Raw genomic sequence first — 19,150 nt, 5'->3', positions numbered from 1 at the left:
CACTTCTGATGAGATCAAATGCCATAAATCCTAATTTCTCTGTGTGGGTAAATGCGTCCGCTGGTACAGGCAAAACAAAAATCTTAATAGACAGAGTATTGAGACTTTTATTAGAAAACAAAAGAAATATTCTTTGCTTAACATTCACCAATGCTGCAGCAAACGAAATGGAGAATCGCATTCACAGCATACTCAGTAAGTGGGCAATATGCTCAGAGAGTGAATTAATAATGGATCTGGAACAACTAGACCTCTTGCATTTAAGTGAGGAATCGGTGTCATTCCAGCGCGTGACGCTGGAATCCAGAAAAAAGGAAGAATGGATCCCAGTGTCAAGCACTGGGATGACAAAGGAGAGTGCTGGGATAACGGAGGGATCCAGAAAAAATGAAGCACTTGATCGTCACTTAACAAGAGCAAGAAGGCTTTTCTCTGAACTGGAAAATCTTGGTCTAACTATACAAACCATACACGCTTTCTGTTACAAATTAATCTCCAGCTTTCCTATAGAAGCTGGCATTGCTCCAAATTGCACGCTGAGCGAATGCAAAGAATTACATTCCATCATATTCAATAAAGTGCTTCATAACGAAACTGTGCAGGATGATATCAACCTTATTGCAACTGAAATTGATGAAAATAAACTACGCGATTTGCTTTATACTTTATGTGTAAAAAGATCGATGTCAGCAAATGATTCGAAATATATCAAAGATAAATTGAGCGCCCCAGATGAAATTCATGACTTACAGAGTGAAACAATTGAGCACGTGGGAAGACTAGCCGAGATATTAAGTGAAGGCAGTAAAAGAGATCAGAGTTATAGTGAAATACTTTATTCTACTGTCATCCCAGCTGGGATCCAGAAAAAAAGAACCAGTGTCAGCTACTCGGATGACACCGGAATAAAGTGGAATGACACCAAAATAGAAAACCTAGCCAAGGTATTTCTCAAATCAGAATCGCACGAAAAAAAGAGCATATCATCCATTGCAACAAAAAGTATTTTGGAGAAATTCAAAGATGCAGAGCAAATAATAGAGAGCGTTCAGAATGTAGTATTTACCCATATAAGAGACATGAACTCTTATCAAATATTCAAGAGAACCAGTAGCTTACTTGGTGTATTTAAAGTATATGTTGATTTATATAATAGTGAAAAATCAAAAAATGCACTGCTTGACTACAATGATATAATTGACTTAGCAACAAATCTTCTCAGCGACCCAGATCATAAAGATTGGGTATTGTTTAACTTAGATCAAAAAATAGATCACATCCTTGTTGACGAGGCACAAGACAATAGCATCAGCCAGTGGAAAATTATAACAAATCTCTGCGATGAATTTTTTGCCGGTAATGATGAAAAGCGAACCTTATTTGTAGTTGGTGACGTAAAACAATCCATATACAGATTTCAAGGAGCAAATCCCCATCTATTCAACTATATGCAACAATACTTTCATACGAAAACTGGTGGTAGAGATTGGATATCATGCCAACTTGAAAAGTCATTTCGTTCAACTCCAGAAGTTTTGATGCTTGTAGATAGAATATTTAATAACTTCCGCGCAGAAATATCTTTTAATGATAATGAAATAAAACATGTTCCACATAGAGAAAATGACCAAGGATATATTGAAATTTGGCCAGCGTTACCAAAGTGTAAAGAGAAAGAACAGCGAGCTTTACAAATTCCTCTGACATGCAAGGAAGGTTATACAATAGCAGATCGATTACTTGCTCAAACAATAGCTAACAGAATTCACAATTGGTTAAACGAAGGGCGGATTTTAGTCGCTAAAGATCGCCATATAGAGCCAAGAGACATTATGATTTTGGTGCGACAACGAAACGTGTTAGTTGATTACATAATAAGCGAACTTAAAAAAGCAAATGTGCCAGTTGTAGGCCGGGATTATTTTAGAATTATGGACTATATAGCCGTGCAGGACTTAATAGCTTTGGCCGAATTTTTACTCCTCCAGGCAAATGATTTAGCTCTTGCAAATGCTTTAAAATCACCGCTATTTAATTTCACCGAGGATGATTTATTTAACATTGCATACGACCGTAAAGAGCATTCACTATGGGAAAGAATTCAGGATTATTCTGTAGTTATCTATAGTGAATTAAACTATCTCATTAACTTATCTCGCACAGAGTCTCCTCTTGCACTATTTACGCATATATTACGTACAGGTAAGAAGAAATTTGCTGCAAGGCTAGGTCTTGAGTGCTTTGAGGTCCTAGACGAATTTATGAACCTCGTGTTGCAATTTGAAAACCCATCTCTTCAAGCGTTTGTTCAATGGATCAAGGAGAATAATCCGGAGATTAAGAATGATATGCAATCAGAACGCAATGCTGTGCGAATAATGACAATTCATAAATCAAAAGGTCTGCAAGCTCCCATAGTATTTTTGGTTGATACAAACACAGTGCCAAGAAACAGTGAAAGCATTATCTTTGATGGAACGGAAGCACCATTTTGGTGTGGAAAAAACAACAACGCTTATTGCGATCAAGTAAAAAGAGAGAAAAAACTAGAGGATTATAATGAATATTTGCGTTTATTATACGTAGCACTCACGCGTGCTGAAGATGAGTTATACATCTTAAGTAAAGAGCCAGTGCAAAAGGGCTCTTGGTATGATCTAATCACTAAGTATGGAGAACCATATGAAAAGAAACAAAGGGGTTTACGGCCAATATTTAAAGAAAAAGTTGAAGTATTATGCGTGAATGCAAACTACCCTTACATTTATAAAAAACGTGATTACTTTGACGTTCCGGTCATTTCCCTTCCACCAGCTTTAGCCCACTCTTCGGTGTCATCCCAGCGCGTGACGCTGGAATCCAGTGAAAAAGAAGGAGCAGAATGGATCCCAGTGTCAGCTACTTGGATGACAGATGGTTATGCAAGAGGCCTGATTATTCACAGCATATTGCAGTATATGCCCAAGATAGAAAAAGAAAGGAGAAAAAATTGGGTCAGAAAATACCTTGATAACATCAGCGAAGATAAGGATGAAATTTACAGTAAAATATTAGCCTTTAATGAAAAATATGGCTATTTGTTTGACTTGGAAGGCAAATCAGAGATTACACTGAGTGGAACAATTGATGGCAAGTCAGTATTAGTACGACTAGATAGGCTATGCATAACGCAAGATAAAGCAATCATAATTGACTACAAATCACACCGTAACGTTTCTGTTTCCTTATTAAATGAAATAAAAAAACAGATGTTAATCTATAAAACCTTAGTACAAGAAATATATCCAAACAAGCAAGTAGAGTGCGTGGTTATTTGGGTGGAAGATTTAACCATTCAATCTGACTTTTAACGAAACTTGATTGCAAGAAATAGCTACTACGTCATACCACCGCGAACCGTCATCCCGCGATTGATTCCACAACTGTACGAACATTGCGATTTGGGCCTACCAGAAGGGTGTCATGAAAGTAGCTGACACTGGTTCCTTTATGACGGTGTCATCCCAGTGCCCAGACACTGGGATGGCTTTGTTGCATCGCTACTTATGAAAGGCTAACTATAGTTAGGATTATAAGCAACCTATTGAAAATCTTGTTTTTTTGCAATCAATCTGATCAAATTTAAGAATAGTAATTTGTTATTTATATTAATAAATTTAATTCTATTGAAAATAGCTAAAGCATTGAAATTCTTGAATTTTAGCCAGATTAGTGAGTGGTAGTGAAATTTCTTTTACTCAAATTTAGGTATTCACTGACCGTTCTTGTTATAAATACCAGAATAATAAGCTACTGATATTCCCTATCTTTTTTATCTTTAATCCATCATAGCTAGCAATGCAACAAAGCCCACTGGGATCCAGGAAACTTAATTGCAAGTAATGCATTGGGTTTGGTGAGTATGGGTTTTGCGTTATAGAATGAAGCACTTTTGGTGAATTTGTAAAGAAAACTGGATTCCAGTGTCAAGCACTGGAATGACAAGTTCTCGGCAACCCCTACGTCATCCCGTCACGGTATCTCTTAGCCGCTAACACGTAGCGGAATGACGATTGTCGGTAAATCTAAGTTACTGTAGCTATAAAGGCTTTCACAACAACCTATTTTCCTTGAAACTAAAATAGCTACTGAATGTAATAATAATGTGGTCTATTAATTCTATTCCTATACTTTGGCAAGCTTCTGCTAGTTGTCTAGTGAGAGATATATCGCTATTTGAAGGTTGTGTATCTCCGCTTGGATGATTGTGAGATATTACAATGGATGTTGAACCAATCAAAAGTGCGCGCTTGATGATCTCTCTGACATAAAGAGGAGTTTGATCTACTGTACCAATATTTTGCAGGTCTTCCGCTATTAGACGATACTTTTTATTCATATAGATGACGCGAAAATTTTCCTTATTGAGGCTTCCTATACTTATTCTTAAATAATCAAGCAATTTTTCCCAGTTATCGATTACAGGCAGGTTTTTTATTTCTTCTCTTGCAGAACGAACAAAGGCTTGTTTTACACAAAAGATGGCAGATATCGCTGCATTGCTGACATCATCAACGTTTTGCAGCGCTTCCAGGTCAGCATTAAAAACTTTATTTAAGCTGCCAAAACTTTCTATCAAACTCTTTGCCACCGGTTTTACATCAATTCTACTATATGCTGAATATAAAATGTGCTCTAAAACTTCATAATCAAGTAATGATTGTCCATTATCTAAAATAATTTTCTCTCTTAGGCGCTTTCTATGCCCCTTTTTGTAATTTTTCATCATCAATGAATTGCTTATCTCTTGTATAATAAGAAATTAGATTTTTAAGTAAAATATTTAATAAAGCGCATGACGCACAATTGTAAGAACATTCATTTTTAAAGACAGCAAATGGTGTCATGAAAGTAGCTGAGACACTGTCCTCCTTTGTCATCCGAGTAGCTGACACTGGTTCCTTTACGACGGCAGTGCCCAGAGGTGTCATCCCAGTGCGTGCACATAGTGCAAAAAATTAAAAATAAGACGCCAATACGTAATACTGTTGTCGTTTAATCTGCACAGATTGAAGATAAATGAATACCTTCAGTATCATGATAAAGGGGCTGGCGAAGGGTGTCAAGTAGTTTTTAGCTCTGCCTTCTAAGGCTTTTACTCGTGACAACCACTGTGCCTGCGATCTTATCGTGCCAAGTTTGACAGCGTTTGTTGAAATTTGACCATAAAAAGCCCAAGAACAATGGTGCAACTGACAATATAAAGGAAAAAAATCTCTTTGTTGCTTGTTTTAGGGTCATCTTTTCGAAAGTTTGTGCATCCACAACTCTAAGCCCAAATAATAGTTTTCCAGGTGTAGCAGCAAACCTTACCCACATATATATTACATAGCAAAAGAGCATAATAAACTGGACTATTTGATTTAGGATTAGTAATTTTATAAGTCTACTCTGCGTTGTCTTTTCTTCCGCAGACAGTGGTGCTTGCATTGGGGATTTTGCAGCAATTTGACTTAATATTTTGCTATCCTCTGAGTTCATAAAGAGCTGATTTAAGGCTTGGCTGCAAAACTGCAAGAACAAAACGATAATAATTAAATCAAGCAATACTGATATATAGCGCCTGAGGCCCGTTACATAACATATCCCATTTTCATCTTTCTTTACCTTTTGAATAACATTTATAGAAGAAAAAATAGAAAATAAACGATCAAAAAATTTATGTAACATATATACACTTTCCAATATTTAACGTGCCCCTGGCCGGACTTGAACCAGCATGCTTTTGCAAGCAACAGATTTTGAGTCTGCCGTGTCTACCATTCCACCACAGGGGCATTAAGTTTTAATGCTATAGGCAACACGGAATTAGTCAAATTTTTTTGCCTTTACATCTTTCAAATGAGGACTAAATATTCTACAATAATCAACAGTTACTCTCAAAACTTAAAATGAATGAATTAGCTAGTCTCTTGGGTTCAAGAAGTGTAGACAAGGAAATATGTAAATTACCGCATAATCTAGAAGCTGAACAGATGCTTATTGGTGCAATGATTCGTGATAATAGAATCTGTGATGCGGTTGAAGACACAATCACAGCGGAGAATTTCTATGATCCATTACATCAAAGTATTTTTACGCAAATATCCAAAACCAGGAAACATGGCATAATTGCCAATGAACTGAGCCTCAAAATGTTTTTTGAGAACGACCAAGCGTTTACCGAATGTGGTGGGGTAGAGTACTTAGCAAAGCTTGCAGCGAAGGCAAGTATTGCGCTTGATATCTATAGTTTGACTAGAATAATCCGTGATACTTACTTAAGGAGATGTTTAATTAAGCTCGGGCAAGAAATAGTTGGTGATAGCTACAACTACGATATTGAAAATCCTGCACAGGCGCAAATTGAACAAGCAATGACAAAATTGTTCAATTTGGCAGTAAAAAAACAAGGTGAGAAAACATATATAAAACTTGCAAGTTCAATTAAAGATGTAGTTGAGAAGATCAGCACACTGAAAAATAATCCAGAAGCGCTAGGCGTTACAACCGGACTTCAAGATCTAAATCAGCTTCTTGGTGGTCTACAAAAATCTGATTTATTAATTTTAGCTGCAAGGCCTTCTATGGGAAAAACAGCATTGGCGCTAAACATCGCACTTAATGCTTGTAAGATGTTGCAAAAAAGAGCAGATAAGCAACACTATGTAGCGTTTTTCTCGCTTGAAATGTCAGCAGAGCAATTAACTGCAAGGCTGATCACTATAGATTCAGGGATTAGTTATTATAAGGCATTAACCGGGAGAATTAGTGATTTTGAATTGCATGAATTTATCAATACTAGTACAGAATTATCTGAACTGCCTTTCATCATAGATGACACCCCTGCGCTATCAATTAGTGCCCTTCGCACCAGAATACGCTTGCTGTATCAATTATATAATGTAGAAGTGGTATTCATTGATTATTTGCAGCTAATCAGAGGAACAACAAAAAGGAGTAATGAAAATAGAGTGCAAGAAATATCGGAAGTGACGCAGGGTTTGAAAGCAATTGCAAAGGAGCTAAATATTCCCATTGTTGCACTATCTCAGCTCTCTCGTTCTGTTGAGCAGAGGGATGATAAAAAACCACAACTTTCTGATTTACGTGATTCAGGGAGCATAGAGCAAGACGCAGATATAGTAATGTTTCTCTATAGAGAAGAGTATTATGAACTAAGAAAACAGCCAAATGAAGGAAACAATAAACATCGGGAATGGCAAGAGAAAATGGAAAAAATTAGAAACATTGCAGAGCTCATTATTGCAAAGCAGAGAAATGGACCAATTGGCAGTGTGAAGCTATATTTTGACTCTAACAGAGGTGCATTTAAAGATTACACGGAAAGGCATAGTTCATAGCTTGGCAGCAATCTTCTTGTTCCCAAGTTTATCAATTATTTTTTTTATGTAAAGATAGCTTGACAACTTCTTAAAAATCCTTTTATAATGGTATTATATTTTATAATACGTGAGATGATGAATAAAAACAATGTACCCTATTATATAGCTGGAACTCTGGCTACTTTCACTTTATTAGCATCTGGAGTGTTTGCTGCAGCTCCTTATATTGGTTTCTTAGCTCCAATTGCAGCATTAAGTGTTGGCCTGCCATTTATTATTGGTTATGCTGTGTTTTCTGTTGTAACTATTGCACTTTCGTATAAAGCAATTAGTGAGAACAAAACAAATTCTGAGTTAAAAAATAAAATGAAAGCTCAAGAGCAAACAATTTCTGGGCAAAAAACTCAACTAGCTAAAAAAGAAGCGGAAGTAAAAGCTAAAGAGGAAGAAAATTCTAAGTTAAAAAATAAAGTAGAAGCTCAAGAGGAAGAAAATTCTAAGTTAAAAGATCAAGTACGCACTCAAAAGCAGAAAAGTTCTGAGCAAAAAACTCAACTAGCTGAAAAAAATAAAAAGATAGAAGAAGACAAATTAAAAGTGGCAATTGCTGATGGCACTGTTCAGCTTGCAAAAGGAACAGTTAATAGCGCTGTTTGGTTTGCAAAAGAAGCAGTTAATGGTGTCTTGTATTCTGGCAAATATGCTTACGATAATTATGTGCCATCAACTGAGTCTACAAAAGGAACACTTAGTGGTATTGGAGGTGGCTTGAAAAATACTTATGATGCGTCAATTGCATCTGTAAGAGGAGCACTTAACAGCGTTGGAAGCAGCTTGTACAGTAGGATTTATGGTACTAAGGTTTCTAGTCTGGCAGAACAGTTTAAGCGTTATGCAGAAGATGGGTCTGAACTTAGCATGCGAGAACTAACTCGTTTGGATTACTTAGATCTTGCAGTTTCTTCCAGTGAGCAAAAGCAACGAGCTAATAGTTTGGATTATTTAAATATTGATAACGTTCCTAAGCAACCTGATCATTTAAATGTTGATGCTGCTAAAAGTTATTTAATGAGTCTTTCTGAGGATCAGGATGTATTTTATGATGCAGAATCTGGTGATGAAAAAGGTACTGAGATTTCTAGCCCAGAAAGTCAGCCAACTAAAGAAGAAAATGGTCAAGGCTGGTTTGCATGGAGCCTAGGAAAGGTTAAGTCGGCAATGACTGAAGTAGTAGTGATAGATGCTGATGTTACTAAACCATATTTTGCTAAAGTAACTAAGGCACTTGCCACCTAACTTGAATATGTAGACAGCAGTGTGCACCGTTGTTAACTAAAGATAATCCCATCCAGGAGAAATAGTTTTTACACTATTTCTCCTCTTTAGCATCAACCCTCAAAAAAACCGGCGTAGGTTTAGGCAGCGTAATGCCTAAGCTTACGCATGCGTTGCACAGAGATTTTAAATCTCGTTGTTCTTTCGGAATTTGCAGTTGATTTAGTATCATCTCTGCTGACTTGGGAACGATTGGCTGCAATAAAATGCCTATTATCCTGATATATTCCAGTAACTTGTAAATTACTAAATTCATGCGCTCTCTGTCAGTTTTGCTTAGTGTCCAGGGTGCACTTTTGTCTATGTAGGCATTTGCTTCAGAAGAGATGTTGATGATTAGAAGTATGATATGGTTAAATTCATACTTTGATAGGTGATTCATCACTTGATCGAGTATAGCTTTGCAACCTGGAAGACTTTCTTCACCTTTAAGTAGGCTTTGATCGATTGTTGGTACAATTCCAGAACATTGCTTGTGTAAAAATGAAATTGTTCTTTGTACTAAATTGCCTATGTTGTTTGCCAGTTCTGAATTTATCCGGCTGATCATATTTTTCTTACTAAAGTTGCCATCTTGGCCGAAGCTTGCTTCCCTGAGGAGAAAATAGCGTAGCTGATCAACACCAAACTCTTGAGCGAGGCCAATTGGATCTATGACATTACCAAGGGACTTGGATATTTTCTCTCCCTCGCTCAACCACCAACCATGAACTGCAATTTGTTTTGGCAGTGGCAGGTCTGCTGCAAGGAGAATCGCTGGCCAATATACAGCATGAAAGCGCAATATGTCTTTACCGATTACATGAACGTTGAAAGAGTTGTCAGCTAGGTTTGCAGCGCTTGACACTGGAATCTGCGTTTTCCCTTGGTTTGGTGTCATTCCAGTGCTTGACACTGGAATCTGTGTTTCTGGTTCTGCCCAAAACCTCTTATATTCCTCACCTTCAGTACTAGGGAAACCTATTGATGTAAGATAATTGGTTAATGCATCTATCCAGACATAGATTACGTGTTTGTCATTACCTGGTACTTTTATTCCCCAGTTAAAACTAGTGCGAGAGATTGAGAGGTCAATGAGCCCTGATCTTACAAACGATATCACTTCATTTCTTCTGCTCTCAGGAAAGATAAAACTTGGCTGATTTTTATAGAGTTCCAGTAATTTGTCTTGCCAGTTTGACAAGCGAAAAAAGTAGCTCTCTTCTTTTATCCACTGAACTTCTGCGCCTATTGGTGCTTTGCCATCTATCAGCTCTGATTCCTGATAAAATGCTTCATCACGAACTGAATACCAACCCGAATAGGAATCCAAATATATTTGCCCTCTCTCTTCAAGTCTATTCCATAAAGCTATAACTGCTTTTTTGTGACGTTCCTCCGTAGTGCGAATAAAATCGTCATACTCAAAATTCATGAACTTAGCCAATTCTTTAAATGAAACGCTCACTTCATCTGTAAATTCTTTTGGCTGCATTTCCTTTGCTTTAGCTGCTTTTTCTATTTTTTGTCCATGTTCATCTGTACCGGTGGTAAATTTGACATTTTTCCCAGCTAGTTTCATGAACCTTGCCACCACGTCACACAAGAGAGAAGTGTATGCATGACCAATATGCGGCTTATCGTTTACGTAATATACTGGCGTGGTGATGTAAAAGTTCTCGAATTGTTCCATGGTTTAGCATTTTGATAAAAATCAACTGAGTTAATTATAGTATTAAAAAGGCAGTAATAAATAAATATTGATTGGGTTAAGCATAATTTTTGAAAAAAGCTATTTACTGAAATTTTATTAAAATAAGAAACAATCAGGCATGATTATTGAAAGAACAATGAGAAATTTTCTTGTAATTCTATTTATAGTTTTCTATGCATTTGATGCACACGCTGATGGAGCAACAGATGTAATGTGTAATGTAATAGGTTACGTTCATGGAATAGGTGGACCAATGATTACAGTGGTAATAATTGGTTCAAGCTTACTTGCAATATTTGGCAGAATGCCTTGGCCTGCACTTTTCGCACTGGGTATGTTTGTTGCTGTGTTTTTTGGTGCTCCTCAAATTGTAACAAAGGTAACAGAAAAAGAAGTTTGTTGTCTTTTTAAAGGTCAAACCTTGGAGAATGGAAAGTGTGTTGCTGCTACTGGGCATGAACTTGTGGGTAAACAGTGTGGTATATCTCCTGACAAACATAATAAGGGACAATATGTTTGTTGCCCTCCTGGCTCTATGATCACTAATCAAGGAGGTCGTACTAATAATCCTTCAAAAGTGTGGCAATGAAGTAGTACTTTATATAAAAAAACATTGTTATATTAAAGATCTACTATGCACTGAATCTGACTATTTACAACAGAGTTCCCCACAAAGTATATAATTAACATCCACGCCTTTAGTTAGATTCCACTCACGCTTTATTACGTTGTACTCCATACCAGCCATGTTTTGCAGCGTTACATTATTTTCTCTTAAGTGATTTGCAATTTCTGACGGCTTGAGAAATTTATTCCAGTTATGTGTACCTTTTGGCAGCCAATTTAATATGTACTCTGCACCAATTATTGCAAGACAAAAGGATTGAATAGTTCTATTTATTGTGGATATAAAGATTAACCCCTCCGGTTTTAGCAGTTCTATCGCTTTTTTCATGAAAAGCTCTAAATTATCCACATGTTCAACTACTTCCATCAACAGAACCACGTCGTACTTCTTGTCATTGCTTAGCTCTTCAATGCTGGTGTGTATATATTCTATATTTAACCCTACTTTTTTCGCATGTGAATGCGCTACTTTTATGTTTTCTTCACATACATCTATTCCCACAACGTTAATGCCAACGCGTGCCATTGACTCTGACAAAATGCCACCACCACACCCGACATCAAGCAATGATAATTCTTTTAAATTGCATTTTTTTAACTCTTTTATTTTCTCAATAATGTAAGATACTCTAACAGGATTCATCATGTGCAATGGTTTGAATTTGCCGTTCTCATCCCACCACTGGCCTGCCATTTTAGCGAATTTTGATATTTCATCTTCGTTATAAGTTTTTGTTTTTTTTTTCTTAGAGGTTATATTGCTGAGTTTATCAAGGCGTTTTTTATGTCTGCTTTCTTTTGAAAATTCTGTTTCGAGGAATTGTTTGACTATGTCTTTTGCTAATCCACTCGCAGTAAATCCTGCACCAAGACACAGTACATTTGCGTTGCCATGCTCGCGAGCTAATTTTGCGATTTCAACACTATTACACAAAGCAGCGTAGATTCCTTCAAAACGATTTGCCACAGTACTCATGCCCAAACCTGTACCACAAATTAATATCCCATAATTTGCTTTTTTGCTTGTTATATCTTCTACAACTTTAACAGCATAGTTTGGGTAATCTACACACTTTTGCTTAGCAGTGCAGCCTTGATCTACTACTCTGTAACCTAGGGCTTCCAGGTAAGGTTTTATTTCTGATTTTAATTCATAACCAGCATGATCTGAGGCAATTGATACTACATCTAACATATAAGAAATAAGGACATTTTATATGGGTTTGAACTTTCTGTCAAGTCATTCAGTACCTTTTGAAAGCTCAAAATAAATTTCGAGTCAGATGTGTATAAATTCTATATAATTTTTATCCTACTACTAATTTAACAAGATGGATCATATAGATATTATAAAATCAAAATTATTATTATCCGACATAGTAGGTAAAAAAGTCAGATTAATAAAAAGAGGAGATAGTTTTGTTGGGCTCTGTCCATTTCATAACGAAAAAACCCCATCTTTTTCGGTGAGCAATACTAAGGGGTTATATTACTGTTTTGGTTGCTTAGCTAGTGGTGATGCATTTGAATTTATTTCACAAACTGAAGGATTAAGCTTTAAAGAAGCATTGGAAAAATTAGCATCGGTTACAGGTGTTGAACTGCCCAAAAGTCTTAGTATTACAAAAGAGGACAATAAACTATTTTTAGCGCTTGATTTAGCTGCAAATTGGTTTGCACAAAAAAATCAAGGTGTTGTAGATTATTTAAAGCAGCGTAAGATTTTACCTAAAATCATAGATAAATTTAAGATAGGTTATGCACCAAGCTCTGGTTTGAAAGAGTATTTAAACTCTTCAGGTATTGAAGACAAAATTTTAATTGATATTGGATTAGTAAACAAAAATTTTCGTGATTATTTTTATGACCGGCTGATATTTCCTATACAGAGCATTGCAGGAAGAGTTATTGGTTTTGGCGGACGTGCGCTAAGTTCTGAGCAACAGCCGAAATATTTAAATAGCCCAGAGAGTCAGCTCTTCAAGAAGAGAGAGAATTTATACGGATTAAACTTTGCTTTAAGCGAAATACGTAAAAAACAGCACATATTTGTTGTTGAAGGATATATGGACGTGATAGCACTACATCAAGCGGAAATTAGCAATACAGTTGCTCCGCTTGGTACTGCAATTTCTGCAGAACAGATAAAAAATCTATGGAGATTTGCTAAAGAAATCTCCATCTGTATGGATGGCGATAGTGCTGGACGTCATGCTGCTACTCGAGTTGCAGAACTTGCTCTGCAAATATTAGAGCCTGGATACACGTTAAAGTTTGTGACTTTGCCGAGTAATAAAGATCCATACGATATATGTAACGAACTGGAATACAAGAAAGAAGACGTATTGACTGCTCTTGACCATTCAACAAAACTGCATTCTGAATATTTATGGCATCACATAATCGATAGCAATTTGCAAAATTATGAAAAACTTGCTCCGGAAAAATATTCAATTCTTGAGCACAAGTTCATGGAATATGTAAATACTATTAGCAACAGCAGTATTAGAAGGTATTACAGAGATTATTTTTACAATAAGGCTAGTGAACTAAGAAGTAGCTTCAAAAAACAGATTTTTAATAGTAAAACTAGAGCAACAAAAGGTGAGTATCTTCATAACAAATCTCCAGAGCTAATTGAAGCAGAGCAAAATCAGGCCGTAATTTTGCGTATAGCCGTAGAATTTCCTGAAATCTTGAACCGTCCTATATTTTTTGAGCAATTTTCTCATTTTGAATTTACTAATGAGATGAAAAGATTACAACAGCGTATAATTGATGTAATAAGTAACAAAAGCAAACTCGATAAAGAGCAAGAATTAAAACAGTTTAACGTTATAAAGTATGTATTTGAAAAAACTAGTGTACTAAATAGCCAACTAAACGAGAGAAAATCTGCAGAAATTGTGTGGAATAATATAGTGTTACTAAAAGAGTTAAATGCATTACGAAAAGAAAGAACCGAAGCGAGGCTGAGCGGTAATCTTGACTTAGAAGAAAGGTTGATAGAACAAATAAAGCAAATAGAAAGCAGTATACAAGAAATGCAAATGGAGTTTATTGAAAAGTAGATACCGTCTCGTTAGTCAACAAGAAAATTACAAAATAAGACAATATTTTACATAAGATTGAAATTTTTAACTAATTAAGCCTTCCTCCAACAGCTTTGCCCTGTAGTTTTTGATATGGTTAGGATCACTTGAAAATGTATAATTTTTGTAGTTAGCTCTGCTATGCATATAAAGCTTACTATTGACTTTTATCACATTATCTCACATTATCTCACATAATATGCATGTGAGAAGAATATGAACTGGAAGAATTTTCGTCTTAGTACACGTCTCAACCTAGAAGGGCCTGTAATTGAGCAAGTGTACGAGTTAATTACTGCAGTTGATAGTGTTAAAAATAGCTGGCAGATAACGAAAAAACTACTACCACAAACAATTGAAAGATTAACTCATTCAGTTATTGTTACATCTTCTGGCGCTTCTAACCGTATTGAAGGAAATCGTCTAACCGATAAAGAAGTTGAGGATCTATATAAAAACCTACGTGTCAAAAAATTTAAAAATAGAGATGAGCAAGAAATTGCTGGCTACTTAGAAATGCTTAAACTAATATTTCATGATTATATGGATATTCCAATTAGTGAGTCATCAATATTGCACATTAACAACCAGATGCTACTTTATAGTGAAAAAGATTTGCATCATAGAGGAAAATACAAAGCAAGTTCTAATAGAGTTGAGGCAAAAGATCAGAATGGAAAAGTTGTTGGTATAATTTTTGATCCCACACCACCTTACCTTGTTAGAAAGGAAGTACAAGAGCTTATTGATTGGTATCACTGGTCCTTAAATAATAAATTTAAGCATCCTCTTATTATTGTTGCTAACTTTGTTTTTGAGTATCTGGCAATACACCCTTTTCAAGATGGGAATGGCAGAACTAGTAGATTGATGACTAATTTAATGCTGTTGCAGCAGGGTTATGATTTTGTATCTATTGTATCACATGAAAAGATAATTGAAACTAACAAACTTGATTACTATTTAGCGCTTAATAAAACACAAAGTAGCTGGAAAAGTGGCAAAGAAGATATTTCCCCGTGGTTAATATTTTTTCTTAATGTACTCAAAACGCAAGCAAATGAGGCGCATTATATTCTTGAGAGGGAGAATACTGAATATTTATTATCAAGAAAACAATTGTTCTTCTGGGAATGGGCACTTAGCCTTGCAGATAAAGAATTTAGTAGAAAAGATGCTATAGAAGCTCTAGGATTTCCTCCAAGAACAGTAGAGGCAATTACAAAGAAACTGCTAGGGATGAAATACTTACAGCGTCTTGGAGAAGGCAAAGCCACTAGATATAAAGTTATTATTTAAAAGTTTTAGTATGTTTTTCAAGATTTTTTTAAATCCAGTCTTATGCACAACTTTGTTTGCAATTTTATTCGATTAAAAATTGCATTTTAGCAATAAAAAACTTACTTATTGTAGGAAAATCTTGTGTTTGTTCTCATATAAAACTATTTATGGAGTGACAATGGTACATGTATTATACTTACATTTCTGATTCGAAAATTTATGCAGTTGTTTCTAACAAGATTGGTCAACAAATTCTATTGTTTAAAGGTGAGAAACAAAGTAATCATCATTTCCAGTATTGCTTTTATTCTACTGTTTTTTATCAGCAGTGCATTTTTAAAAAAAGATCAGGCGGTTCATAGCGATAATGCAACTAGTAGCTTTTCAGTAAAAACTCAAGAATGTGCGCCGCAAAACCGCACTATATATTTAAATTTTTCTGGTACAGTAAATCCCTTACATAGAGCTAGCCTTGTCTCAAAAATAAGTGGTAAGATTATTGCTATTTATTTACCTGATGGTGAAAAGGTAAAAAGAGATGATGTAGTGTTAAAGATAGAAGATTATGACAGGATTGAGCAAGCTCAGAAAGCCAAAGCTTTATTAAAGCAGCGTGAAATTGAGTATGATTCCTCTCACAAACTGAATAAAAAAGGCTATGGGGCACAAATACAAGTAGAAGCAGCTTTTACTGCGTTACAAAGTGCAAAAGCTGACCTAAAAAGGCTAGAATTGGATTTAGAAAATACTGCAGTCACATCTCCTATAGATGGTTATATTGATAAAATCAATGCAAACGAAGGGGATTTTGTTAATGCTGGGCAAAAAATAGCTGACGTGGTTAATTTCGATCAAATTCTTGTAGTGTTATACGTTTCGGAAAATGAAGTAAATAAAATAGAGCTAGGCAGCACAGCTCAAATTAATTTGCTGGACGGAAAAGAATTGGCAGGTGAAGTAAGTTTTATTAGTAAAATTGCTGAGCCTAAAACTGGGTCTTATAGGGTAGAAGTAAAGGTAACTAATAATAAAATGATATCCTTGCAGGGACTAACTGCCAACGTAAGGCTACCTTCAGGCGAAAGATTTGCATATAAAGTTCCTTCTTCAGCCCTGAGCTTAAGTGACGAAGGTGCTCTTGGAATAAAGATTGTTGATGATAATAATTATGTAGTATTTGCACCAATAGAAATTGTTGATCATGAGAGCGATGGGGTTTGGATAGTAGCAAATAACGAAGGTAAACCCATAAAGTTAATAGTATTGGGCCACCTATTTGTTAAGCCTGGTGATAAGGTTTAAGACATAAGATCCTTTGACCTTACCCAGAAAAAGTGGAGAGAAAGTGTGGAATGTTTTTTACAAAAAGAATGATGCATCAAATTGTTCTGGAATGCAATAGTTAATAGTGACGTTGTTTGTTATAAAAAATTTCTATGTATTCAAATATTGCAGTTCTAGTTTGTTGAGCAGAGTGTTGTGAAGTATCAATAAGTATTTCTCTTTTCAATGAGCTAAAGAAGCTTTCTGCAACAGAATTATCGTAACAACAGCCTTTATTACTCATCTATATTCTTTACAGCTAAGAGATATTGATACCCTTGCGCAGTATATTGTGAACCTTGGTCACTGTGCAGCAGTAGATTTTTAACAGGTTTACGCCTATTAATGGCCATTAATAAAGAGTTCATAACCAATTGTTTATTTATAGCTCTTCTCATAATAATCCAAATAAGGTAAGATATGGATTTATGGTAGTGGGGTTTGTATGCCAGCAGCGTATAGTTATGACTTAAGGAAAAAAGCAATGGAAGCATTGGATGAGGGAGAAAGTAGAGCAACTGTTGCCAAGAGATTTAAAATTGGAAAAACGACTTTATATGAGTGGCAGAAAAGGCGTGAGGAAACAGGAGATTTTCAGTCAAAAAAGCCTGGAAGCGTAGGATATAACCATAAAATTACCGACTGGAATGTCTTCACCGAATTTGCAAAAAACCATGGCGGCAAAACTCAGTCAGAGATGGCTAAACTCTGGGGCAATATCAGTCGACAAACGATTCACCGCGCACTTAAAAATATTGGCTTTACAAGAAAAAAAGACCTACGGATATAAAGAAAGAAATGAAGAAAAGCGAGCTCAATTTGCAAAGGTTATAGCAACAAAATATCCTGAAAATCTTGTATATATTGACGAATCTGGGATAGACAATACAGAAGACTACCCATACGGATATTGCAGAAAAGGAGAGAGGTTTCATTCACTAAAATCAGGTAAAAAAACTCAGCGTGTCAGTATGATTGCAGCTCTAAATAAAAAGAAAATCATTGCTCCATTGACCTTTGAGGGATACTGCAACAAGGATGTTTTTGAGGCTTGGTTTGAGCAGTTTTTGACTCCAATTTTAAGGTCTGGCCAAACTGTAATTCTTGATAACGCTGCTTTCCATAAATCTAAAAAAATCGATGATCTTGCTAAAGGAGTAGGTGCTGAAATTCTTTATCTTCCTCCATATTCTCCAGACTTTAACGAAATTGAGCATCATTGGTTTGCTATAAAGAACAGAGCTAGAAAAAATATCCCTATTTTTCAGTCTTTCCGTCAAGCTGTTGATTCTGCTTTTTTATGATTTGTTCTGACTATTATGAGAAGAGCTATACTATATAAAAAAATATTTTACTCTTTTTGACTGGCCAGGGCTTTTTTTAAAATGTCTCTTTCCCTTGTTACTCTTGCTTTGTAAATCAAACCTCTCTTTGTCGTAAGGAGCCATGTTACCTCTACCTGGAAATGCATCTGCTGCCGACTTTTTTTCGTTGTGTTTCTTTATCCATTTTCCTAATAAACCACCCTTTATTCCTAAATCCTTTGCTATTTTTGTAATTGTTTGACCTGCCTTTCTTTGTTCATTTGCCAGTTTAACAGCTTCCAATTTGAATTCTGCTGTATATTCTCTTACCATTTCTAATCCTCCAAAATTTTATTTTACCCAAAAAAACTCTTTTCTTTCTCTCCACTTTTTCTGGGTAAGGTCATGCAGCTTTTGGGTAATTTAATGGTAAAAATTTTAGAGAGAAATTTTATACACAATCTCTGACATTTTTCCTTAAGTTGACGCCATTGTCTGTTCAGCTAAGCGGTGTGAGAGACAATATAGCTAAACTGACTTAGATTTACCGACAATTTGAAAAACCGTCATCCCGCTACGTGTTAGCGCCGCGGCGGTATGACGTAGGGAGATCTCTACTGCTATTCCACGTCAAGAACAACCATAAGTTCATTAGGGTTCACATAACCTAAAGCATTTTTTGCTTGCTCATCAAGCAGATCTAAATCTAAGCTTTTTTCATATAAGCCAAATACTTTGTTGTCCAACTTTTCCTTTTCAGAAGAGACATCCTTTAGCAAAAGTTTATTGTACTCGATTTCTTTTTTTAAGTCTATTAGCGTCAATAAGCCACGTTTACCTGTAATTGTGCTAATGCTGAAATATAATGTAAGGGAAGAAATGAGTAAGGCTGCGCTTAAACACAGTAACTTTTGCTTCTTTTTAGATATAAGCACCGTACTTTCACATATAAAAAATATATAACATGAAAAGGTGAACAAAAAGCTAAGAACCTTGACGCGCTTTACACCTTGGCTTTACCTTATTTATAATGTAAATCTTACCACCCCTTTTCACAACTTTACAATTTTTATCTCTGTTACGATGAGATTTTAGCGACCCTTTGACTTTCATATCTATAGTAAGAATTAA

The 19,150-nt window shown here is 35.7% G+C and carries 15 protein-coding genes, 1 tRNA gene and 2 pseudogenes; 8 read left to right on the top strand and 10 right to left on the bottom strand.

Annotation, left to right across the window (positions count from 1 at the left end):
* The first annotated feature begins 8 nt into the window (after nt 1-8).
* Complete coding sequence (locus OPR28_RS00500; protein WP_265023263.1) at nt 9-3,350, top strand: UvrD-helicase domain-containing protein; 3,342 nt, start codon at nt 9-11, stop codon at nt 3,348-3,350.
* A gap of 740 nt (nt 3,351-4,090) precedes the next feature.
* On the opposite strand, the gene radC is transcribed toward OPR28_RS00500, so the two are convergent.
* From radC to OPR28_RS00480, 4 genes are all read right to left on the bottom strand, one after another.
* Nucleotides 4,091-4,765, bottom strand: coding sequence for a RadC family protein (radC, locus tag OPR28_RS00495; RefSeq protein WP_010962534.1), 675 nt, complete (start codon nt 4,763-4,765; stop codon nt 4,091-4,093).
* Complete coding sequence (locus OPR28_RS00490; protein ID WP_041573522.1) at nt 4,740-4,970, bottom strand: hypothetical protein; 231 nt, start codon at nt 4,968-4,970, stop codon at nt 4,740-4,742. The genes radC and OPR28_RS00490 overlap by 26 nt, the downstream gene beginning before the upstream one ends.
* A 142-nt stretch (nt 4,971-5,112) precedes the next feature.
* Nucleotides 5,113-5,709 carry an RDD family protein gene (locus tag OPR28_RS00485; RefSeq protein WP_265023745.1) on the bottom strand — a complete coding sequence of 199 codons (597 nt, stop codon included), beginning with the start codon at nt 5,707-5,709 and terminating at the stop codon, nt 5,113-5,115.
* A 24-nt stretch (nt 5,710-5,733) separates the two neighbouring features.
* Nucleotides 5,734-5,816 (bottom strand) — tRNA-Leu (locus tag OPR28_RS00480).
* 114 nt (nt 5,817-5,930) lie between these two features.
* On the opposite strand from OPR28_RS00480, the gene OPR28_RS00475 reads away from it, so the two are divergent.
* Together OPR28_RS00475 and OPR28_RS00470 are read left to right on the top strand one after the other, a co-directional pair.
* The gene (locus OPR28_RS00475; protein WP_265023262.1) at nt 5,931-7,382 is read left to right on the top strand and encodes a replicative DNA helicase; all 1,452 of its coding nucleotides are present in this window, start codon (nt 5,931-5,933) and stop codon (nt 7,380-7,382) included.
* 87 nt (nt 7,383-7,469) lie between these two features.
* Nucleotides 7,470-8,660, top strand: a complete 1,191-nt coding sequence (locus OPR28_RS00470) for a hypothetical protein (protein WP_265023261.1) — start codon at nt 7,470-7,472, stop codon at nt 8,658-8,660.
* Between the two features lie 73 nt (nt 8,661-8,733).
* On the opposite strand, the gene metG is transcribed toward OPR28_RS00470, so the two are convergent.
* The gene (metG, locus tag OPR28_RS00465; protein ID WP_265023260.1) at nt 8,734-10,371 is read right to left on the bottom strand and encodes a methionine--tRNA ligase; all 1,638 of its coding nucleotides are present in this window, start codon (nt 10,369-10,371) and stop codon (nt 8,734-8,736) included.
* Nucleotides 10,372-10,510: 139 nt separating this feature from the next.
* Here metG and OPR28_RS00460 point away from each other — a divergent pair, with 139 nt between their 5' ends.
* A complete protein-coding gene (locus OPR28_RS00460; protein ID WP_265023259.1) occupies nt 10,511-10,981 on the top strand; it encodes a TrbC/VirB2 family protein in 471 nt (156 codons plus the stop codon).
* Nucleotides 10,982-11,041: 60 nt separating this feature from the next.
* Here OPR28_RS00460 and ubiG read toward each other — a convergent pair whose 3' ends face one another.
* The gene (gene ubiG, locus OPR28_RS00455) at nt 11,042-12,214 is read right to left on the bottom strand and encodes a bifunctional 2-polyprenyl-6-hydroxyphenol methylase/3-demethylubiquinol 3-O-methyltransferase UbiG (protein WP_265023258.1); all 1,173 of its coding nucleotides are present in this window, start codon (nt 12,212-12,214) and stop codon (nt 11,042-11,044) included.
* A gap of 136 nt (nt 12,215-12,350) precedes the next feature.
* On the opposite strand from ubiG, the gene dnaG reads away from it, so the two are divergent.
* The 3 genes from dnaG (at nt 12,351) to OPR28_RS00440 (ending at nt 16,694) form a co-directional block, all read left to right on the top strand.
* Entirely contained in the window at nt 12,351-14,090 is a 1,740-nt protein-coding gene (gene dnaG, locus OPR28_RS00450; RefSeq protein ID WP_265023257.1) for a DNA primase, read from the top strand.
* Nucleotides 14,091-14,327: 237 nt separating this feature from the next.
* A complete protein-coding gene (locus OPR28_RS00445) occupies nt 14,328-15,410 on the top strand; it encodes a Fic family protein (protein ID WP_265023256.1) in 1,083 nt (360 codons plus the stop codon).
* 201 nt (nt 15,411-15,611) lie between these two features.
* Complete coding sequence (locus OPR28_RS00440) at nt 15,612-16,694, top strand: efflux RND transporter periplasmic adaptor subunit (protein ID WP_253303489.1); 1,083 nt, start codon at nt 15,612-15,614, stop codon at nt 16,692-16,694.
* Between the two features lie 57 nt (nt 16,695-16,751).
* On the opposite strand, the pseudogene OPR28_RS07065 reads toward OPR28_RS00440, so the two are convergent.
* A pseudogene (locus OPR28_RS07065) lies at nt 16,752-17,113 on the bottom strand (transposase); the annotation flags it as partial.
* A gap of 47 nt (nt 17,114-17,160) precedes the next feature.
* On the opposite strand from OPR28_RS07065, the gene OPR28_RS00425 reads away from it, so the two are divergent.
* Nucleotides 17,161-18,019, top strand: a protein-coding gene (locus OPR28_RS00425; RefSeq protein ID WP_265023237.1) for an IS630 family transposase whose coding sequence is annotated in 2 segments (ribosomal slippage) — nt 17,161-17,486 and nt 17,485-18,019 — 861 coding nt in all. Because the reading frame shifts where the segments join, the coding sequence is not laid out codon by codon here.
* A 33-nt stretch (nt 18,020-18,052) separates the two neighbouring features.
* On the opposite strand, the pseudogene OPR28_RS00420 reads toward OPR28_RS00425, so the two are convergent.
* The 3 genes and pseudogenes from OPR28_RS00420 to ykgO form a co-directional block, all read right to left on the bottom strand.
* Nucleotides 18,053-18,352, bottom strand: a pseudogene (locus OPR28_RS00420) (transposase); the annotation flags it as partial.
* Between the two features lie 287 nt (nt 18,353-18,639).
* A complete protein-coding gene (locus tag OPR28_RS00415; protein ID WP_010962526.1) occupies nt 18,640-18,954 on the bottom strand; it encodes an FtsB family cell division protein in 315 nt (104 codons plus the stop codon).
* Nucleotides 18,955-19,003: 49 nt separating this feature from the next.
* Nucleotides 19,004-19,132, bottom strand: coding sequence for a type B 50S ribosomal protein L36 (gene ykgO, locus OPR28_RS00410; RefSeq protein WP_006279631.1), 129 nt, complete (start codon nt 19,130-19,132; stop codon nt 19,004-19,006).
* Between the last annotated feature and the right edge of the window lie 18 nt (nt 19,133-19,150).

Source organism: Wolbachia endosymbiont (group A) of Epistrophe grossularia (genome assembly GCF_947251435.1).
GTDB classification, from domain to species: domain Bacteria; phylum Pseudomonadota; class Alphaproteobacteria; order Rickettsiales; family Anaplasmataceae; genus Wolbachia; species Wolbachia pipientis.
The sequence above is the reverse complement of the archived record's forward strand: the minus strand, read 5'-3'. Positions and strand labels throughout refer to the sequence as shown.

Excerpts from the sequence above, each read along its gene's own strand:
- OPR28_RS00500 (WP_265023263.1), top strand. The coding sequence starts at position 9 with ATGAGATCAAATGCCATAAATCCTAATTTCTCTGTGTGGGTAAATGCG.
- radC (WP_010962534.1), bottom strand. The coding sequence starts at position 4,765 with ATGAAAAATTACAAAAAGGGGCATAGAAAGCGCCTAAGAGAGAAAATT.
- OPR28_RS00490 (WP_041573522.1), bottom strand. The coding sequence starts at position 4,970 with ATGACACCTCTGGGCACTGCCGTCGTAAAGGAACCAGTGTCAGCTACT.
- OPR28_RS00485 (WP_265023745.1), bottom strand. The coding sequence starts at position 5,709 with ATGTTACATAAATTTTTTGATCGTTTATTTTCTATTTTTTCTTCTATA.
- OPR28_RS00475 (WP_265023262.1), top strand. The coding sequence starts at position 5,931 with ATGAATGAATTAGCTAGTCTCTTGGGTTCAAGAAGTGTAGACAAGGAA.
- OPR28_RS00470 (WP_265023261.1), top strand. The coding sequence starts at position 7,470 with ATGGTATTATATTTTATAATACGTGAGATGATGAATAAAAACAATGTA.
- metG (WP_265023260.1), bottom strand. The coding sequence starts at position 10,371 with ATGGAACAATTCGAGAACTTTTACATCACCACGCCAGTATATTACGTA.
- OPR28_RS00460 (WP_265023259.1), top strand. The coding sequence starts at position 10,511 with ATGATTATTGAAAGAACAATGAGAAATTTTCTTGTAATTCTATTTATA.
- ubiG (WP_265023258.1), bottom strand. The coding sequence starts at position 12,214 with ATGTTAGATGTAGTATCAATTGCCTCAGATCATGCTGGTTATGAATTA.
- dnaG (WP_265023257.1), top strand. The coding sequence starts at position 12,351 with ATGGATCATATAGATATTATAAAATCAAAATTATTATTATCCGACATA.
- OPR28_RS00445 (WP_265023256.1), top strand. The coding sequence starts at position 14,328 with ATGAACTGGAAGAATTTTCGTCTTAGTACACGTCTCAACCTAGAAGGG.
- OPR28_RS00440 (WP_253303489.1), top strand. The coding sequence starts at position 15,612 with ATGCAGTTGTTTCTAACAAGATTGGTCAACAAATTCTATTGTTTAAAG.
- ykgO (WP_006279631.1), bottom strand. The coding sequence starts at position 19,132 with ATGAAAGTCAAAGGGTCGCTAAAATCTCATCGTAACAGAGATAAAAAT.